Source organism: Kitasatospora sp. NPDC001175 (assembly GCF_053598215.1).
On the sequence record NZ_JBSFJU010000105.1, the window covers coordinates 1 to 17,743 of the forward strand.

Genomic DNA, 17,743 nt, shown 5'->3' on the forward strand with positions numbered 1-17,743 from the left:
GACGGCCGTGAACAACGGGAAGATCCACCTCGGCGAACCCAAAACCGAAGCCAGCCGCGCCTGGATCAGCCTCTCCCCCAGAGCCATGGCCGCCCTCCACCGCCAAGCCGCCCTCCAGATGGCCGCCCGCCCCGACGGCCGCCTGAAAGGCCTCGTCTTCACCCGCCCCGACGGCGACCCACTACGCCCCCAGTGGGTCCTCGACCAACTCCGCAAACGCACCGCCGAACTCGACCTGCCCAAGATCGGCCTGCACGACCTGCGCCACACCGCCGCCAGCATCATGATCGCCGCCGGCATCCCCCTCGCCGTCGTCTCCAAGACCCTGCGCCACTCCCACCTTGCCATCACCGCCGACCTCTACGGCCACCTCCTCAAGAACTCCGCCGACGAAGCCGTCCTCGCCCTGGCCAAAGCCCTCGACCACGCAGACGCCCTCCACGCAGACAGCACCCCCACGGTCATCCCGAACGCATGCCTGGCCGCGTAGGTCTGGCCGTCGAGAGGGCCACCGGAGACCAGCGCCTACGCTGTGCTGGACCCGTTGCGGCCCTCGGTCGCCTGGAAAGGCGGCCGCCACACGGCGGCGACGTCGGCGCCGAGTTCGGCGAGGGTGTTGCGATCCTCGGCCGCCCTGAAAAGCGACCGCCACGACGCGGTGTGCGCGCCGCCGTGCCCGCGGTGGTGGTTGCGATCCTCGGCCGCCCCAGTGGGCGACCGCCACCCAGATCAGCACGGATCGGTTCCAGGTCGGGTCCAGGTTGCGATCCTCAGTCGTCCCGGAGGGTGACCGCCACTCGCCCGGCTGGTCGAGATGACCGAGCATGTCAAGGCATTGCGATCCTCGGCCGCCCTGGAAGGCGACCGCCACGCAGGCGGATCCCGCCGGTAACGACGCTCAGCGGGCAACGTGAGCGAGCCGGTTCGGCTTGCTACCTCAGGCCTTCGTATCCGGCTGCTGATCGGCCGCTTCCGAGCCGCCGGCACGAGTGCCCTCGGCCCCCTCTCCGTCGGTGGGTCTATGGCCGCCTTCGGGTTGTCTGTCCAGGCCGTCGTCCGCGGGCCATACGGGCCATCACGTGCCGCCGTTCGGTGGATGCGGCGGTCGGGTCCGATACGGCGGTCGTCCGGCTGGGACACCTTCCTTGCAGGGGTACTGGGGGATACGCCCCTGCCCGAAGAGGAACCCGGTGTCGTACGGGTTCCAGTCGCGTACCCGTCGTTCACTTGTGCGGTTACAGGAAGGGATGGTCGACGTGTCTGATCCCGTCGTCCTCATCACGGGCGCACTCACCGGTATCGGCCGCGCCACCGCCTTGGCTTACGCCCGTCAGGGCGCGAACCTCGTGGTCTCCGGCCGCCACGAGGACGTGGGTGAGCAGTTCGCCAGGGAACTGTCCGACCTCGGCGCCCCGGTCGAGTTCATGCGTGCCGACGTCCGTTTCGACGCCGATGTGAAGGACCTCGTCGACCGCGCCGTCGCGCGGTTCGGGCGGATCGACGTCGCCTTCAACAACGCCGGCACCGAGGGAACACCCAGCCCCGTCACCGAAGTGACCGACGAGCGTTACCAGGCCACCTTCGACACCAACGTCAAGGGAACGCTGCTGTGCCTGAAGCACGAGTTCCGGGTCATGAGGGAACAGGGCGGCGGCAGCATCGTCAACGTCAGCTCCACCTTCGGCCTGATGGGCTACCCCGGGGCGACGTTGTACGTCGGGAGCAAGCACGCCGTCGTCGGCATCACCAAGGCGGCCGCACTCGAAGGCGCCGCTCACGGCATCCGGGTCAACGCGGTCGCGCCAGGCTACACCCGGACCCCCATGTACGAGCGGTTCACCGGCGACGACACGGCGCGTGAAGCGGTCGATTCGGTGCTGCCCATGCACCGGCCGGGCACCCCGGAGGAGATCGCCCAGGCCGTCCAATTCCTGGGGTCGGACAAGACGAGCTACGTCACCGGGCACATCCTCCTGGTCGACGGCGGCCTGATGGCGGGCGGTCCCCTGTTCCCGAGCTCGTGAACCGCGAGACCGGCCACGGCGTGCCTGCGGCCATCAGGGGCACGGACGGCCGCTCCTAGCTCCTCCTACAGCCAAGGCATGACGTCGGGCGAATCCGCTGTGAACGGAGACTTTGGGATCAATGCTCCTCAGCTATCTGAAGCCACCTGCGGCGCGGGCGAGCGATCCTCACGTCGTCCCCGCCGGACCGCCTCGCCCGGCCCGAGATGGACGGGATGCGACGAATGAGCGCACGACCGATCGGTGACCACGCCCTACTCTCCGACTGCCGTTCGGCCGCCCTGGTCACCTCCGACGGCTCAGTGGACTGGCTGTGCCTTCCCCGGTTCGACAGCCCGGCGATCTTCGCCCGCCTCCTCGACGAGAGCGCCGGCCACTGGTCCATCCGCCCCACCGAACCTGCCGACACCAGCCGCCGCCACCTCGAAGACACCCTCGTCCTGGAAACGACCTTCCGCACGGCCGACGGCACGGCGGTGCTTCGCGACGCCCTCGCCCTGGGACGGCGCGAACGCGGCCACGCACTCGGCAGCGCCTCCCCGGGAGTGCTCCTGCGACAGATCACCTGCACCGAAGGACAGGTGACCATCGAGATCGCCTACGCGCCGCGCCCGGAGTTCGGACTCGTCCACCCGCTCCTGACACCCCTGCGGGGCGGACTCGCCGCGCACGGGGGCGCCCACATCCTGCTCCTGTCGAGCCCCGTGGACTTGCGGGTGAGCGGCTCCACGGCGCACGGCCGGATCCCGCTGCGGGCAGGGCAGCGCCTGGGATTCGCCCTGCACGTCGAGCCGGCCTGGGAGCGCGAGCCGATGCGCTGGCGTGCCGGGCGCATCCGACGCCGCCTCGGCGACACCATCAACGGCTGGCGCTCGTGGTCGCGGCTCCACCGCGCGTATGCCGGCCCCTGGCAGGACGAGGTGGGCCACAGCGGACGGGTGCTACGCGCCCTGACCTTCGCGCCGACCGGCGCCATCGTCGCGGCGGCCACCACCTCCCTGCCCGAGCGAGTGGGCGGAACCCGCAACTGGGACTACCGGTACACCTGGGTCCGCGACGCGAGCTTCACCCTTCAGGCACTGGCCACGGCCGCCTGCCACAAGGAGAAGGAGAAGTTCTTCGACTTCCTCGCCCAGGCCGCGGTGAACCAGCTCGACCGCGGCGTCGACCTGCAGATCATGTACGGCATCGGAGGGGAACGCGATCTCAGCGAGCGGCTCCTGCCCCACCTGACCGGCTGGCGGAACAGCAGCCCCGTTCGGAGCGGCAACGACGCGTGGCGCCAACGTCAACTCGACGTCTACGGCGAACTCCTCGACGCCGCCCACGAGACCCTCCCGCCCGGCGAACATCTGGACCCAGTCACCCGCACCCTCCTGGTCCAGGCGGCACAGACAGCCGCCCAGCGGTGGTCCCAACCGGATCAGGGCATCTGGGAGCGACGCGGGCCCAGCAGACACTTCCTGCACTCGAAACTGATGTGCTGGGTCGCCCTGGACCGTGCCATCGCCATGGCACCCACCCTCCAGGCCGAAGCCCGCGTACCCCCCTGGCGGCACGAGCGCGACCGGATCCGCGAAGCCATCGAAGAGCGCGGCTGGAGTCCCCGCCTGGGCGCCTTCACCCAGGCATTCGGCAGTGAGGAACTCGACGCCTCGACGCTGATGCTGCCCATCGTCGGCTTCCTGCCGCCCGACGACCCCCGCGTCCGGTCCACCGTGCTGGCCATCGCCACCCACCTGACCGACCGCGACGGCCTGGTCCGCCGCTACCTCAGCGACGAGCTGCCGGAAGACGAAGGCGCCTTCCTGCTGTGCACCTTCTGGCTTGCCCATGCCCTCGCCCTCACCGGCGACACCACCCGCGCACGGCACGTCTTCCAGACCGCCCTCGCGCATGCCAACGACGTCGGGCTGCTGGCCGAGGAGACCGACTCCACCACAGGGGAGGCCCTCGGCAACTTCCCACAAGCCTTCAGCCACATCGGCCTGATCAACGCCGCCCGCGCCATCCGCGATGCCGAGGGGCAACCCACACACATGCAGCCTCGATCGACCGGTTGACGGCCCCTGTCCCGGCCGCCGTCGGTTGCCCTGACCGGGCGGGACGGCCCCGTGGCACCGCCCGTCGTATCCTGTGCCGCGCCGTCAGCCGGCCTCAGCATGGATGACCCGAGGATGGGCCCTGGCGGCCGAGGGCGAGGAAGCATCGGCGGCCGCTCCGCCACTGGTCGGTGACGCCGAGGGCCAAGTCCCGGGCGATCCTGCGGAGCGCCGGCGCCCCCAGCCGCGCCCAGGGAAACAACGGCCCCCTGTGGCCGTGGACGTTTTCGAACCAGGCGGTGCAGAGCTCCTCGACGTCATACGGACCGACCTCGACGAGGAGAACACCCGTCGGGCTGACGAGCTGGACACATCGGCGCAGCAGGGCATGCGGGTCGCCGCCGATACCGATGTTGCCGTCGATGAGCAGGACGGTCTGCCAGCCGCCCTCGGCCGGTAGCCGGTCGAACACCGATCGGCACAGTGCTCTCCCGCCGAGAGCGACGGTATGGGCCACCGCGCGGGGAGCCACATCGACGCCGAGTGCGGGGAATCCGCGGCCCAGGAGTGCTCTGCAGAGCCGGCCCGGTCCGCAGCCGACGTCGAGAACGGGGCCGACGCAGCGGTTGAGCACGGATTCGTCGGCCACGGTGGGTTGCGCGTACCAGCGATGCACCGGCATCCGGATCCGGCGCCCGTCCGTCAGCCGTAGGTACACCGGTCCGTGGCCGCTGCGCAGGACGTGCGCGTAGGGGTCTGCGCCGGCGTGGGACGGCGCTTCCTCGTCGGTCGTCACGGTGCGTCGTGACCTGGTGCGGGACGTTCCTCGTCTACTCGGGCGGCCCGCCGGACGCGGCGGAGCTTGAGGGCGAAGGCGATCGCTGCCGCGCCGAACAGCACGGCGGTGATCGCCAGCCATCGGCCGAGGTAGACGTCTTCCGGCAGCCGCGTGTCGCCCTGGTAGGGGATCGACAGATTGAGGATCAGGGGAAACCACACGAGCAGCAGAACACCGGACAGGAAGGCGGGCACGCGCAGATAGTTGATCCACGGCACCGCGGGAGTGCGTTCCGGGCGGTGGCGCAGCACGGACTGGGCCGAGAGGTCCGCGAGCGAGTACAGGGGCAGCAGGATCAGGTCGTGGAGGACCACCGCGCCGACGAACCAGATCGCGACGTCGAGCGGCCGGATGGCGACCAGGCGCACCAGGGCGTAGCCGGTGAGGGCGAAGGAGCAGATCAGGACGAGGAGGTGGAGGGGCCCGGAGCCGTACCAGCGGACGAAGCGTGCCATGGTCAGGTCCTGAAGGTGAGTCGGTGCACCCACTTGGTGTTGTTCACGCCGGGGTTGGCCGGGACGATGATGCGGGCCGGGTAGCCGTGGTCGAGTGAGAGGTCCGCGCCGTTGACGCGCAGGGCGAGCAGTGATCGGGGGTCGTGGATCTGGTTGCCCCGCAGTACCACCGAGCTGTAGGGGCCGGGTGGTTGGACGGACTCCACCAGGACGCTCGCGGCGTCCGACATGCCCGCCAGGGCGGCCAGGTCGGCCAGCCGCAGGCCGCTCCAGTGCTGGTCGGGAGTGGACCATCCCTCCACGCAGGCGATCGGCAGCGAGGCCGTCCGCTGCCGCATCGCGAGCAGTTGCTCACGGGTGAAGACCAGAGCCAGGCCAGGGCCGTGGACCTCCAGCCGCCAGTCCGGGCCGACATGCGCCGGATCGATGCCGACGGACGCCGCCGTCTTGTTGATCTGGAAGCCGTTCGGGCCGCTGCCCGGGTCGCGGTTGTGCGGCGCGAGCAGGGCCGTGCCGCGCAGCCAACCGCCGATGCTCTGTCCGGCGGTCACCACGAGAAGCAGCAGGGAGCCCGCCCCCACCATGCCCACCGCTCCGCGGCGGGTCATCGTCGGCGGCGCGGGGGCGGTCGGCACCAGGCCGTCGGGGTCGGGTGGCTCGGGCCGGGTGTGGGCGAGGTCGGTGCGCAGTTCGGCGACCGGGCCGCGGGAGCGCAGGGCGCGGGTCATCCGGCCGAGCTTGAGGCACACGTGGACGACGAAGGCCGCGATGAACACCCAGGCGCCGTAGAAGTGGAGGGTGTAGAAGGAGCCGGGGAAGACGTAGTAGAGCTGGATGTTGAGGATGCCGGTGACGAATTCGAAGACGACCCCGCCGACCAGCGCCAGCAGCGACAGCCGTTCCAGCGCGTGGGCGGCGCTGCGGGCCGGCGGCCATTCGAACAGCTTCGGGATCACCGACCACAGTTTGGCCAGCAGCACGGGGACGAGGACCACGCCGAGCGTCACGTGCACCCCCTGGGTCAACCGGTACAGCCAGGAGGGATGTGTGGGCCAGTCGAAGAGGTAGAAGCCCAGCAGGCCCTTGTCCGGGGTCTGGTCGTTGAGTACGCCGAGGCCGGGGTTGTAGGCGGCGTAGGACAGGGCGCCGGTCACGAAGAGCAGCGGGATGCCGATCAGTAGCACCAGACCGAACACGGAGGTCAGCCAGGGCCCGCGGATCGGACTGCGCCAGAAGCCGGGCCGGAACGGCCCCGGGGGCGGAGGAATCTGCTCGACCCGCCGCGCGAGGGCCCGGGTACGGGCGGCCGCCCCGGCGGCCCGCGCCGCCACGGCGGCGCGAACGCGTTCGAGGCGCCGCGGCGCGTGCTTCTCGTCCGATCTCGGGCGTTGCGGGCCGCCGGAGCCCGGGGCCGGTGGCCGTCCGCCACTGTCCATCGGTTGCCTCCGCCGTCCCCGGGCCGGCTCTCAGACGGCGGATCGAACCCCGTCGTGCCGCCAGTGCCTGCCAAGTCGTCAGCTACAAACTGGCACAGACCGGGTCGGCCTTCCGCCGCTGGCGTACATGCGGGTGTCCGTCACCAGCCGGACGGCCGAACCGGCGCTCCGCACGACTCGACGGATCCCCGCACGGTGGCCTCATGCTGGTGGGGTGCGACGCCTCAGCGCACGGCGCCCGCACCGCGCTGACCAGGAAAGTGTTCTGGTTCGCCGTGATCGGCGTCGCCTCCACAGTGGCCCAGTCCCTGCCGTACTGGGTTCTGCGCCACTGGCCACCGCCCATCCTGGCCAACCTCGCCTCCCTTCTCGTCGTCACCGTCCTCAACACGGAAGCCAACTGCCGGCTGCCCTTTCACGGATCCGCGGTCCGGGCCCTCCAAGCGCATCTGGCCGCAAGTGGCCTGTTCGTCCTGGCGTACGTGGTCACCTCAGGCGCCGGTCTGCACTTCCGGCACTACCGGCCCACCGCCTCACCAGCGGCGGAGACCCTGGTCCTCGCACCGAGCTTCGCCCTGGTGACCGTGGTGCGCTTCACCGTCCTGCGGATGATCGTCTTCAAAGGCCGCCACCGATGGCCCACAGAGTGTGATCTTCAAGGCTGCGTGTCGTCTTGAGCGTGTCGTCTCCGGCCAGCACCTCCGTGCTTCGCGCCCCGCCTCGCACGCTTTGCCGGCGCGCTCGGCCAGTCGGCGAATTTTGGACCCGGGGATCACCCAGTCCGAGAGCGGGGAAGCTCATGGGGCAGCGTGCGCAGCGTGCTCCCGGTGCGACCGTCTGACTGCACGACTACAACGTCTGGCTGGTCCCTTGCCTCCTGCGCGCGGCCCGGCCCGACCTGCACATCGGGCTGTTCCACCACCCCCTTCCGTCCTCCGGGCATCTTCGCCACCCCGCCGGTCGCCGCTACCGTTGCTCCGTCCTCTTCCCAGGACGGCTTCACCGCTCTCGGCGGACGGCGAGCAGGGCCGCATCGTCGGTCAGGCCACAACCGACGTAGGCCCGCACGTCTACGAGGAGATCGTCCAGCAGGGAGTCCGGTTCCCCGTGTGGCATCGCCGCCAGGCGTTGGGCGAGCGGATAGAACTGGTCGGCCGTGTCCCGGGCCTCGGCCACGCCATCCGTGTAGAGCAAAAGGAGGTCGCCGCGTTCGAAGATGAGCGACCGGGCGTGATAGGTCCCGCCGACCAGGTCGAGCAGGGCAAGCGGCGGTGCGTCGACGGGCGGCTCCACCTCGCTGACCTCACCGGCGTGGCACAGCAACGGCGGCGGGTGCCCGCAGTTGACCACGACCGCCGGTCCCGGCGCATCGGGGACGCCGACCAGCACCGCCGTGACGAACTCCTCGCTCGCCGGCCGACGGGCGAGCGCCGAGTCCAGCCGCCTGGCGACCTCCGCCAGATCCGGCTCGGCCCGGGCAGCCTCACGGAACACCCCGAGCACGTCGGCAGCGGTCTCCACCGCGCCCAGACCCTTGCCGCACACGTCACCCAGCAACAGCCGCACCCCGTACGGAGTACGCATCACCTCGTACAGATCCCCACCGATCCGCGCCTCGGCCTCCGCCGCCACATAACGCACCGCGACCACCAGCGGCCCCACCCGCCGGGGCACCAGGCGCAGCAACGCCCGCTGCGCCGCCTCAGCGACCGTGCGCACCCTGGCCAGCTCCCGCTCCTGGGTCGCCACCACGATGACATTGGCGCAGCTGAAGAAGGTGATCGCGATCACCGTGGCCGCAGCGGTCACGTGGACGACCAGAGGAACTTCGCTGTCGTAAAGTGCCAGACCGGCAACGATGACACTGGCGACCGTCCCGGCCGCCAGTGGGATCGTGGCCCGGCGAGTACCCGCGCCCGCCACCACCGGCACAGCGGCCAGGACCGGGGAGAAGGTGACATCGGGCCCCGTCGCGACATCGGCCAGCACGGCCATCGTGACCAACGCGTAGCCGACGAAAGTGAGCCTGCGTGACCAGCTGGGCAGGAGCGGTGGCGAACGCCATGCTCCCCCGTTGAAGACAGCAGACACCGAACTGCCCTCCCTAGTCGAACTCTCCCTCTCTCCAGGGTCAATCGCTGTCGGCTCCCCCGCGACAGCGTTTCCGAGGGGGCCGGCACGCGCCTGACATCGGTGACGCCACCGAGGTGCTGTCAGCCCCTGCACCACGGCCCGGCGGCCCAGCAGCTGAATGCGTGGTCGAGGAACGCGGCGGTGCCTCCGCGACTGCGGACCGTCACTGACAGTCGCGCGTACAACCAGCCCATCAGAGCCGCCGACGACAACGGAGAAGTAGGCGCCGGCGCCTGCGACCTGCACGGTAGACCCGAGCAGCGAGAAGATGCCGCCATCGACCATCCCCCGATGAGACCCCCACGTTCGTCCTCGGCCTCATCGAGGACGGCGCCACACCGCACAACGCCATCTCGGCGCAGTACCGCGTCACCGGTTCTGCGGGCGCCATTCGAAGAGCAGGATGGCCGCGTCGTCCCGCACGTGATTGCGCTGGTGATCGAGGATGGCGTGGATGAGCAGCCGCAGCACCTCGGCCGGGCGCTCGTCGGCGGCGGAGGAGCGGATGATGAAGTCGGTGAACTGGTCGAGGCCGAACTCCGCACCGTCCGTGTCACGGGCCTCCACGACGCCGTCGGTGTAGAGCAGGACGCGGTCGCCCGGTTCCAGTGTCGTCTCGTGGACCTGCCGGGCTTCCGGAGCGAGGTGGCCGACCAGACCGAGCGGGGGCTGCGGGGGGCTGTCCAGCGCTCCGTGGAGCACCCGCTCGGCACGGATCAGCAGCGGCGGTGGGTGACCGCAGTTGACCCAGTGCAGCACCCCGGTCCTCGCGTCGAGCCGGCACAGCACCCCGGTGGAGAAATGGTCGGGCAGCCGCCGGGCGAGCGCCTGGTCGACGGAGCCGACGACGTCGGCCAGGTCGCCACCGCCGCGGCGAGCGTTCCGTGCCGCCGCCATGGCGAGCAACGTGGTCAGGCCGGAGGTCAGATCGTGACCCACGGAGTCGAGGATCATCGTGTGCAGCACGTCCTTGACCACCGAGTGGTCAAAGGCGTCGCCGGCGACGTCGTACGCCGGTTCCAGGACCGCGGTCGAGACGCACCTCCTGCTGCCGACCGTGCCAGGCGGCAGGAAGGCCCGCAGCATCTCGGCGGGCAACCCCATGACCGCCGTGCGGGTGCGAGCGACGAGCCAGTCGCTGTAGGTGCGCTTCGAGGTGATCAGCATGGCGAACAGATGGGCCAGCATCCGGCTGCGGCGCATCCGCACCCCGTCGAGCGCGGCGGTCCCCACCGCCAGCACGCCCAGCCGCTCCCCAGCGTCGACCAGCGGCATCCACACGATCACGCCGTCGCCGGCGTCGACCACCCGCGAGGAGACCGTGCGGTACGCCCAGCCGGCCGGCGAGCGGTCCACCGGCAGCGGCTCCAACGCCTCGCCGAGTGGAATGAGCAGCCGTTGCTGCAAGTCGGCGAGGTAGATCAGCGCGCTGTCCAGGCCGAGAGCCGCGGCGCACCGGTTCGCCAGGGCGGGCAGTTCGAACGGCAGCGCCATCTGCGCCTCGATGATCAGCTCTTCCAGCCGAATCTCATCGACGACGGCATCGGGACCGGCGGACGCGAGCGGTGGGTCCGACACGGGGGTCACCCCTTCCACGCCCAGTCTCACACCGATTCCGACCGCTCTCACGTCAGACATGATCGCGCCGGGTACGGCCGCCGTTCGATCACCGGTTGCCGAGGGCGGCTTCCTCGCGGTCGAGGTCGTGTTGGAGGCTGCGGCGGGTGGTGTCGCTGATGAGGTGCTCGTCGTACAGGCGGTGCAGTTCGGCGTTCTGGACGGCGATGACCTCGTGCCGCAGCTGCCGGTAGGCGGCGTCGGCCGTGGTGCCGTCCGGGTCCTCGGTGCGGTCGAGCCGGGCAGTCAGAGCGCGTCGCACCCGGTCGATGGCCGTCTCCGGCATGGCTTCCAGGCTGGCGAGGTGCTCCACGTGGTCGAGCGCGGCCCGGTTGAGGGCGTCGCGGGCTCCGCCCTCCTCCCGGACGGTGTGCTCGGGCTCCAGGGCCAGCCCGGAGCGGTTGACCACTGCGGCCAGGGTCAGCCCCTGCACGACCAGGGTGAACACCACGACCGCCGTGGTCAGCACCAGGATCAGCGGGCGCCCGGCCAGCGCGGTGCCGCCACTAGCGGCGAGGGGGATGGACAGCGCGGCGGCCAGCGGCATCACCCCGCGGGTGCCGGCCCAGGTGACCACTCCGGCCACCCGCCACGACAAGCGGCCGCGGCTGGGCTTGACCGCCCGGGTCAACGGCAGCGTCCAGATCACCCGGACGGCGATCAGCACCAGGGCCAGCGCGAGGGCCTGCAGCGGCCACCAGCCGCTGCCCTTCGGCAGGCCCCGCACCAGCGTGGGCAGCTCCAGGCCGACGATGCTGAAGACGACGCTCTCCAGCCCGAACACCACCACCGCGTACACGGCCTGCACCTGCAGGCGGATGTGGGCGTCGCTCAGGCGGTGGCCGGAGCGGCCCAGCAGCACGCCGGCGACGACGACCGAGGTGATGCCGGAGGTGTGCGCGGACTCGGCCAGCACGTACGCGGCGTACGGGGTGACTAGGGCGATCACGGTCTCCAGCACCGGATCGGTGGTCCGCCGCCGGATCAGCCACACCAGGCCGGCAACTGCCGCACCGATCAGGCTCCCGCCACCGCCGAGCAGCAGGAACTCCCCGCCCGCCGACCACAGGCGGACCGAGCCCCCGGCCGCCACCGCGATGCCGACGGCGACCTTGAACAGCACCAGCGAGGTGGCGTCGTTGAACAGGCTCTCCGCCTGCACCAGTACCTGCACCCGGCCCGGCAGCGCGAGCCTGCGGCCGAGCGCCGTGACGGCCACGGGGTCGGTGCTGGCCAGCACCGCGCCGAGCACGAACGCCATCGCGGGCGGCAGGCCGGTCACCGCGACCGCCGCGAACCCGACCGCCGCCGAGGCGAAGACCAGACCGAAGGAGAGGATGACGACTGGACGCCACACCGCCTTCAGGTCGCGCAGCGACAGCTCCTCGGCAGAGGCGTACAGCAGCGGCGGCAGCACCACCAGGGCGATGACCTGCGGCGGAACGTGCAGCGCGGGCACCCCGGGTATCAGCGCCACCCCGAGCCCGGCCAGCACCAGCAGCGAGGGGGCGGGCACCCGCCAGCGCCGGGCGAAGGTGGCCACGGCGGTAGCCAGAACGACCAGGAAGAGAACGATCCCTACGGCACGCACCTGCGGAAGACCCCATCACGAAGAGCGGGGTCACCGCACGCCCGATCGCTGCAGTCGCCCCCCGAGCCGACCAGGCTTCCCGGCACACCGACGGTAATTTTATCGGAACATTAGCGGCACACGGCAGGGCGAATGCGTGGCGCACGCGCGTCTCCTGTTCAACTGATCGTGCCGGCTCGTCCCGGGCGGTCGAATTCTTCACGGATCCGCTGGACCTCGGGCCTGATCGCGCATTCCCGGGCGTGGTCGTTGATCAACCCCATGGCCTGCATGAACGCGAACACCGTGGTCGGCCCGACGAACTTCCAGCCCTGCTTGCGCAGGTCCTTCGACAGCGCGACCGAGGCCGGGGAGGTCGACACGGTCTGCGGCTCGGCCAGGTCGCGTGCGTCGGGTTCGTAGCGCCAGACGAACGCCGCCAGCGATCCCTCCCGCCCGATGAGTTCCTCGGCCCGGCGGGCATTGTTGATCACCGCCTCGATCTTGCCGCGATGCCGGACGATGCCCGCATCGCCCAGGAGGCGCCCGACGTCGTGCTGGTCGAATCGGGCGACGGCGGGGATGTCGAAGGCTGCGAAGGCGGCGCGGAAGTTCTCTCGCTTGGCCAGGATCGTGCGCCAGCTGAGCCCGGACTGGAAGCCCTCCAGACTCAGCTTCTCGAACAGGCGCCGGTCGTCACCGACGGGAAAGCCCCACTCGGTGTCGTGGTAGGCGAGGAACTCTGGGGCAGCTCCGCTCCACGAGCAGCGTGGCGCGCCGTCGGGGCCGAGGAACAGCGGCGTCACAGCAGGAAGCCCAGCCGCTCGTCCGCCATGCCCGGCGCGATCTCGATGATCTCCGCTGTGACGACGTCCTGGGCGACGAACGGGTCCTCGTCAACCCTCTTCTGCAGTTCCTCGCGCGAGGTGTTGTGGGCGAGGACTGCACCGCCGAGTCCCGGCTGGATGCTGCCGACGAGCAGGAAGACCCCGTCGTCCAGGCCGCGCTTGATCCACTCCTGGTGGCCGGTCATGTGCTGGCCGGCGGAGCCTGAGTTGTCGGAGAACCGAAGCAGGACCACGAACATGCGCTTTCTCATTTCTCGTAGGTGCTCAGCCACTCGCGCATACGGTCGACCTCCCGCCGGATGAACGCCTCGTCGCGGAACGCGTTGGCCATGACGGCGACGCCCTGGCTGAAGGCGAGCACGTGCATCGCCAGCTCGTCGGCCTGCGCGGCTTGCCCGAGCAGCACGAACTGCTCGCGAAGCCACCCGCGGAACAGGGTGAACAGGCGGCCGGCCTGACCGAGCATGGCGTGCTCCAACTTGGCCAGCTCCGTGGTCAAGGTGCCCACCGGGCAGCCGTAGTCCTGGATGTCGGCGCGGTTCGTCAGCACGATCTCGACGTACCGCATGACGCGGCCGGCCGGGGTGGGGGCTTCGGACTCCCACTGCTCCAGCATTTGCCGGGTGTTGTCCAGGCGGGCCTCTATCACCGCGTCCAAGATCGCGTCCTTGGACTTGAAGTGGTAGTAGAAGTTGCCCCGCGACAGTCCGACGGCCCCGGCGATGTCCGCGAACGAGGTGTGCTCGTAGCCGTGGTGGTAGAAGAGCCGGTCAGCCGCCGCCACGATCTGTTCACGAGTAGCCACTGCAGTCATGCTGCCCCCCTTGCGTCGTAGGACAACCGACCTAGAACGCTCACCGTAGGTCGCTCGTCCTAGACCGTCAAGTCGTTGACATCCCCATCGCGGCCGACCTGGCGTGACGGCTCTCTAGGACAGCTGTCCTACGATGCTCGTGTCAGAACACTGGAGCTCCTCATGCCCCTCGACTTGTTCGAGCCGTTCACCCTGGGCGACCTCAAGCTCGCCAACCGGATGGTGATGGCGCCGATGACCCGCAACCGCGCCGACGCGAAGCGGGCGGGCGCGCAGCCGGAGGGCTGCCGGCCGACTTCCCCAAGTGGCGGGCCGTGTACCGGTTCTTCCGCCGCTGGCGCGACAATGACCTGATCAAAGAGCTGTACCCTCCCGCCGCTTCCCCTCCCCTCCTCCGTGCCACATGAGCGGTGATGGCGTCAGGGCCTTGTCTGGGCACCGTGCGCAGTCCCACGCAGGCTGCGATTGCCGCGGCTGGCGCAGGGACGGGGGCTCTGCTTCCAACCGAAGCGGCTGCCCCTGCCGCTGGTGTCCCTACCGGTGTTCGGGGTTCTCGTAGTCGCGGCGACAGCCTGCGTCCCAGGCGGTGCGCTGGTTGCCGTAGGCGGGGATGCCGCCGAGGTCCTTCAGCACCCGGGCCAGATGCAGCAGGTTCCAGGTCATGAAGGTGGTGTTGCGGTTGGTGAAGTCGTTCTCCGGGCCGCCCGAGCCAGGATCGAGGTACGAGGGGCCGGGGCCCGCCTCGCCGATCCATCCGGCGTCGGCCTGGGGCGGGATGGTGTAGCCCAGGTGCTGGAGGCTGTAGAGGACGTTCATGGCGCAGTGCTTGACGCCGTCCTCGTTGCCGGTGATCAGGCAGCCGCCTACACGGCCGTAATAGGCGTACTGCCCCTCGTCGTTGAGCAGGCTGGAGCACGCGTAGAGACGTTCGATCACCCGTTTCATCACGGAACTGTTGTCGCCGAGCCAGATGGGTCCCGCCAGGACGAGGATGTCGGCCGCCAGGACCTGCTGGTAGAGGTCCGGCCAGGCGTCCGTCTCCCAGCCGTGCTCCGTCATGTCGGGCCACACCCCGGTGGCGATGTCGTGGTCCACGGCCCGTACGACATCGACGTGCACTGCCTGTGCGTCCAGGATGGCGGTGCTCCGGTCGATCAGCCCCTGCGTGTTGCTCGTCTCCGGCGAGCGCTTCAGGGTGCAGTTGATCACTAGGGCGCGCAGATCGTCGTATCGGGCCGGCGGTGCGTCGGTGGCGGGCGACGAAGCGGTCACACAATCCTCCCAGAGCCCTCTGCGCAGCACGATGCTCGGCGGCGCACGTCCACATCCGGCTCCATCGTGTGGGCAGCCCACGGCCGCCGCCACCCCGACGCCGCCGAACGGCCCCGGCACGCTTGGGGCATCGGTATCCGCCCGGCCACCTCGGTCGGCGGCTGATGAGTGGCCGAGGCAGGCGGGCTTGCCTACGTTCGTCTCATGGGTACCGAAGTCGCGAGCCAGTCGCTGGACGCGGCAGCAGTGGAGGACGTCGCGCATCTGTTGGTGCGGTGTCTGCGGGCCGAAGGGGTGGAGTACGTCTTCGGGATTCCCGGCGAGGAGAACATCCGCTTCGTCGACGCGCTGAACAGCTCCGGGATCCGGTACATCCTCGTGCGCCACGAGCAGGCCGCCTCGTTCATGGCGGAGATCTACGGGCGGCTGACCGGCCGGGCCGGCGTGTGCTCGGCCACGCTGGGACCTGGTGCGATCAATCTCCTGCTCGGCACCGCGGACGCCACGACCAACAGCGCGCCGATGGTGGCCCTGGCCGCGCAGGGGTCGCTGCGCCGGATCCACAAGGAGTCGCACCAGGTCATCGACCTGGTGTCGATGTTCGCCCCGGTCACCCAGTGGGCAGCCCACATCGAGTGTCCGGACGCGGTGCCGGAGATGACACGAAAGGCGTTCAAGACCGCGCAGAGCGAGCGCCCCGGTGCCGTGTTCCTGGCGGTGCCGGAGGACATCGAGGCCGAACGTCCCGCAGAGCCCCTTGCACCCCTGCAGATCGACGCGGTGCGCGCCGACGCGCCCTCGCCCACCCAGATCGCGCGGGCGGCCGAGGTGCTTGCCACGGCTCGGCACCCCGTCGTGCTGGCAGGCCACGGCGCCGCCAGAGCCCGGGCCTCGGCCGCCCTGGTGCGGTTCGCCGAGCGGCTGAACCTCCCGGTCGCGACCACGTTCCACGGCAAGGGCGTCTTCCCCGACGACCACCCGAACGCCCTCGGTGCGGTCGGCTTCATGCGCCACGACTACGGCAACTTCGGCTTCGACACCGCCGACGTGCTGGTCTGTGTGGGGTATGAGATCCAGGAGTTCGACCCCGCCAAGATCAACCCGCACGGCGACAAGCGAATCGTTCACGTGCACCGTTTCCCCGCCGAGGTCGACGCCCACTACCCGGTCGCCGTGGGCGTCGAAGGAGACCCCTCACAAGCACTGGACGCACTCACGGCAGCACTGCCCGAAGGACTCACCTACGACTCCGCAAACAGCGCCAAGATCCGCACACTGCTCAACGAAGAGCTCCAGTACGGACGCGACAACGACGCGTTCCCCCTGGTGCCGCAACGCGTGGTGCACGATGTCCGCACCGCCCTGGACCGCCACGACATCGTCCTCGCCGACACCGGGGCCGGGAAAATGTGGATGTCCCGCCTCTACCCGACCTACGAACCAGACACTTGCCTGGTCTCCAACGGCCTGTCCACCATGGGTTTCGCGCTGCCCGGCGCCATCGCCGCCAAGCTCGCCCAGCCGGACCAACGAGTCCTGGCGATGATGGGCGACGGCTCGTTCCTGATGAACTCCCAGGAACTGGAAACCGCCGTCCGCGAACGCGTTCCGCTGGTCGTCCTCGTCCTGGTGGACGAGGAATACGGCCTGATCACCTGGAAGATGGAACTCGAACTCGGCCGCCACAGCCACACCCGGTTCACCAACCCCGACCTGGTCGCCTACGCCGAGAGCTTCGGCGCACGCGGCTACGCCATCGAGACCGCCGACCAACTGCTACCCGCATTGCGCCGCGCCCTCGACGACGACACGGTCTCCGTGATCGCCTGCCCCGTCGACTACTCCGAGAACCTGCGCCTGACCGACAGACTGGGCAGCCTCCACGGCCCGTTCTGAGAAGGGTGCTGCCCTGCGGGCGGATGCCGGGTCGACTTCGCCGCCGCCGCGGCGCGCAGCGGTGATGCGGCGGCGGGCCCGGTGGAGGTGCTGCTGGCTTGCGGACTCGGTGATGTCGAGGATCTCGGCGATCTCGCGGTGCGGGTGCCAGGACGGGAGTGGGAAGCAGTTGGGTTCGTGGTGTCCGCGGTTGGCCGCCGACACTTCGCATGGCCGGTGGACGTACGCGGTGGACCTGGCGCCGGAGGACGGCAAGCGCAGAACCCGGCGGCGGGGCGGGTTCTCTACTCGGGCGGAGGCGGCCCGGGAGATGGCGCGGGTGCTGGATGCCGAGTACCGGGGTGTGTACGAGGACCGCACGCTGCGCGTCGGGCTGTTCCTGTACGAGTGGCTGGAGGCGAAGCGGCCGGCGCTGGCCCCGAACACCTGGTCGGGCTATCGGGCGTGCATCGAGCGCGACCTGGTCCCCGCGTTCGGCGGCATGCTGCTCGTCGACCTGCGGCCCAAGTACATCGATGCCTGGGTGAGCGCGCAGCTCGCCGCCGGCCGGGGCCGCACCACCGTCCACCACGCGGTGGCCATGCTGCGAGGCGCCCTGAACCACGCGGTGCGGACGTGGCGGCTGCGCTACAACCCGGCCAAGCACTCCGTGCCGCCCAAGCCCCGCGCCGCCGTGCGCACCTGCTGGACCCCGGACCAAGCGGCGGCGTTCCTGCGGCACAACACGGAGCACTACGCCGACCGGCTCACCGACCTGTTCGAGGTCATGCTCGGCACCGGCATGCGCCGCGGCGAGAT

16 protein-coding genes and 2 pseudogenes are annotated in these 17,743 nt (G+C 70.2%); 7 read left to right on the forward strand and 11 right to left on the reverse strand.

Features of this window, described 5'->3' with window-relative positions; genetic code table 11:
* The 3 genes from ACWDAK_RS37805 to ACWDAK_RS37815 form a co-directional block, all read left to right on the forward strand.
* Positions 1-490, forward strand: a 490-nt coding sequence (locus ACWDAK_RS37805; protein ID WP_449806550.1) for a tyrosine-type recombinase/integrase, incomplete at its 5' end; no start/stop codon positions are given.
* A gap of 766 nt (positions 491-1,256) precedes the next feature.
* Complete coding sequence (locus ACWDAK_RS37810) at positions 1,257-2,024, forward strand: SDR family NAD(P)-dependent oxidoreductase (protein ID WP_427393528.1); 768 nt, start codon at positions 1,257-1,259, stop codon at positions 2,022-2,024.
* A 224-nt stretch (positions 2,025-2,248) separates the two neighbouring features.
* A complete protein-coding gene (locus ACWDAK_RS37815; RefSeq protein WP_427393527.1) occupies positions 2,249-4,087 on the forward strand; it encodes a glycoside hydrolase family 15 protein in 1,839 nt (612 codons plus the stop codon).
* A 94-nt stretch (positions 4,088-4,181) separates the two neighbouring features.
* Here ACWDAK_RS37815 and ACWDAK_RS37820 read toward each other — a convergent pair whose 3' ends face one another.
* Genes ACWDAK_RS37820 through ACWDAK_RS37830 form a run of 3 tightly spaced genes read right to left on the reverse strand, consistent with a single transcriptional unit; the run spans position 4,182 to position 6,795 of the window.
* Complete coding sequence (locus ACWDAK_RS37820; protein WP_427393526.1) at positions 4,182-4,862, reverse strand: class I SAM-dependent methyltransferase; 681 nt, start codon at positions 4,860-4,862, stop codon at positions 4,182-4,184.
* Entirely contained in the window at positions 4,859-5,359 is a 501-nt protein-coding gene (locus tag ACWDAK_RS37825; RefSeq protein ID WP_427393525.1) for a hypothetical protein, read from the reverse strand. The genes ACWDAK_RS37820 and ACWDAK_RS37825 overlap by 4 nt, the downstream gene beginning before the upstream one ends.
* 2 nt (positions 5,360-5,361) lie before the next feature.
* Positions 5,362-6,795, reverse strand: a complete 1,434-nt coding sequence (locus tag ACWDAK_RS37830; RefSeq protein ID WP_427393524.1) for a molybdopterin-dependent oxidoreductase — start codon at positions 6,793-6,795, stop codon at positions 5,362-5,364.
* 203 nt (positions 6,796-6,998) lie between these two features.
* On the opposite strand from ACWDAK_RS37830, the gene ACWDAK_RS37835 reads away from it, so the two are divergent.
* The gene (locus ACWDAK_RS37835) at positions 6,999-7,472 is read left to right on the forward strand and encodes a GtrA domain-containing protein (RefSeq protein ID WP_427393523.1); all 474 of its coding nucleotides are present in this window, start codon (positions 6,999-7,001) and stop codon (positions 7,470-7,472) included.
* 322 nt (positions 7,473-7,794) lie between these two features.
* Here ACWDAK_RS37835 and ACWDAK_RS37840 read toward each other — a convergent pair whose 3' ends face one another.
* The 6 genes from ACWDAK_RS37840 to ACWDAK_RS37865 all read right to left on the reverse strand — a co-directional run bounded on the left by ACWDAK_RS37840 (position 7,795) and on the right by ACWDAK_RS37865 (position 13,768).
* Positions 7,795-8,886, reverse strand: a complete 1,092-nt coding sequence (locus ACWDAK_RS37840) for a PP2C family protein-serine/threonine phosphatase (protein ID WP_427393522.1) — start codon at positions 8,884-8,886, stop codon at positions 7,795-7,797.
* A 411-nt stretch (positions 8,887-9,297) separates the two neighbouring features.
* The gene (locus tag ACWDAK_RS37845) at positions 9,298-10,566 is read right to left on the reverse strand and encodes a PP2C family protein-serine/threonine phosphatase (protein ID WP_427393521.1); all 1,269 of its coding nucleotides are present in this window, start codon (positions 10,564-10,566) and stop codon (positions 9,298-9,300) included.
* 28 nt (positions 10,567-10,594) lie between these two features.
* On the reverse strand, positions 10,595-12,136 hold the full coding sequence (locus ACWDAK_RS37850; RefSeq protein ID WP_427393520.1) for a Na+/H+ antiporter: 1,542 nt from the start codon (positions 12,134-12,136) through the stop codon (positions 10,595-10,597).
* A 158-nt stretch (positions 12,137-12,294) separates the two neighbouring features.
* Positions 12,295-12,921 carry a DNA-3-methyladenine glycosylase I gene (locus tag ACWDAK_RS37855; RefSeq protein ID WP_045305335.1) on the reverse strand — a complete coding sequence of 209 codons (627 nt, stop codon included), beginning with the start codon at positions 12,919-12,921 and terminating at the stop codon, positions 12,295-12,297.
* Entirely contained in the window at positions 12,918-13,202 is a 285-nt protein-coding gene (locus tag ACWDAK_RS37860; RefSeq protein WP_427393519.1) for a YciI family protein, read from the reverse strand. Before ACWDAK_RS37860 ends, ACWDAK_RS37855 begins: the two co-directional genes overlap by 4 nt.
* Before the next feature lie 8 nt (positions 13,203-13,210).
* Positions 13,211-13,768: a TetR/AcrR family transcriptional regulator gene (locus ACWDAK_RS37865; RefSeq protein ID WP_449806551.1), complete on the reverse strand. Its 558-nt coding sequence runs from the start codon at positions 13,766-13,768 to the stop codon at positions 13,211-13,213.
* Between the two features lie 171 nt (positions 13,769-13,939).
* On the opposite strand from ACWDAK_RS37865, the pseudogene ACWDAK_RS37870 reads away from it, so the two are divergent.
* A pseudogene (locus ACWDAK_RS37870) lies at positions 13,940-14,035 on the forward strand (oxidoreductase); the annotation flags it as partial.
* Positions 14,036-14,311: 276 nt separating this feature from the next.
* Here ACWDAK_RS37870 and ACWDAK_RS37875 read toward each other — a convergent pair.
* Positions 14,312-15,049, reverse strand: coding sequence for a flavodoxin family protein (locus tag ACWDAK_RS37875; RefSeq protein ID WP_427393517.1), 738 nt, complete (start codon positions 15,047-15,049; stop codon positions 14,312-14,314).
* 204 nt (positions 15,050-15,253) lie between these two features.
* Between ACWDAK_RS37875 and ACWDAK_RS37880 the strand changes: the two genes are divergently transcribed.
* Positions 15,254-16,945, forward strand: a complete 1,692-nt coding sequence (locus ACWDAK_RS37880) for an acetolactate synthase large subunit (protein ID WP_427393516.1) — start codon at positions 15,254-15,256, stop codon at positions 16,943-16,945.
* A 12-nt stretch (positions 16,946-16,957) separates the two neighbouring features.
* On the opposite strand, the pseudogene ACWDAK_RS37885 reads toward ACWDAK_RS37880, so the two are convergent.
* Positions 16,958-17,092 (reverse strand): annotated as a pseudogene (locus ACWDAK_RS37885) (sigma factor-like helix-turn-helix DNA-binding protein); the annotation flags it as partial.
* A gap of 43 nt (positions 17,093-17,135) precedes the next feature.
* On the opposite strand from ACWDAK_RS37885, the gene ACWDAK_RS37890 reads away from it, so the two are divergent.
* On the forward strand, positions 17,136-17,743 hold a 608-nt coding region (locus ACWDAK_RS37890), incomplete at its 3' end, for a site-specific integrase (protein WP_449806552.1).

Coding starts and splice junctions, on each gene's coding strand:
- ACWDAK_RS37815 (WP_427393527.1), top strand. CDS start 2,249: ATGAGCGCACGACCGATCGGTGACCACGCCCTACTCTCCGACTGCCGT.
- ACWDAK_RS37825 (WP_427393525.1), bottom strand. CDS start 5,359: ATGGCACGCTTCGTCCGCTGGTACGGCTCCGGGCCCCTCCACCTCCTC.
- ACWDAK_RS37830 (WP_427393524.1), bottom strand. CDS start 6,795: ATGGACAGTGGCGGACGGCCACCGGCCCCGGGCTCCGGCGGCCCGCAA.
- ACWDAK_RS37835 (WP_427393523.1), top strand. CDS start 6,999: ATGCTGGTGGGGTGCGACGCCTCAGCGCACGGCGCCCGCACCGCGCTG.
- ACWDAK_RS37845 (WP_427393521.1), bottom strand. CDS start 10,566: ATGTCTGACGTGAGAGCGGTCGGAATCGGTGTGAGACTGGGCGTGGAA.
- ACWDAK_RS37860 (WP_427393519.1), bottom strand. CDS start 13,202: ATGTTCGTGGTCCTGCTTCGGTTCTCCGACAACTCAGGCTCCGCCGGC.
- ACWDAK_RS37880 (WP_427393516.1), top strand. CDS start 15,254: ATGGGTACCGAAGTCGCGAGCCAGTCGCTGGACGCGGCAGCAGTGGAG.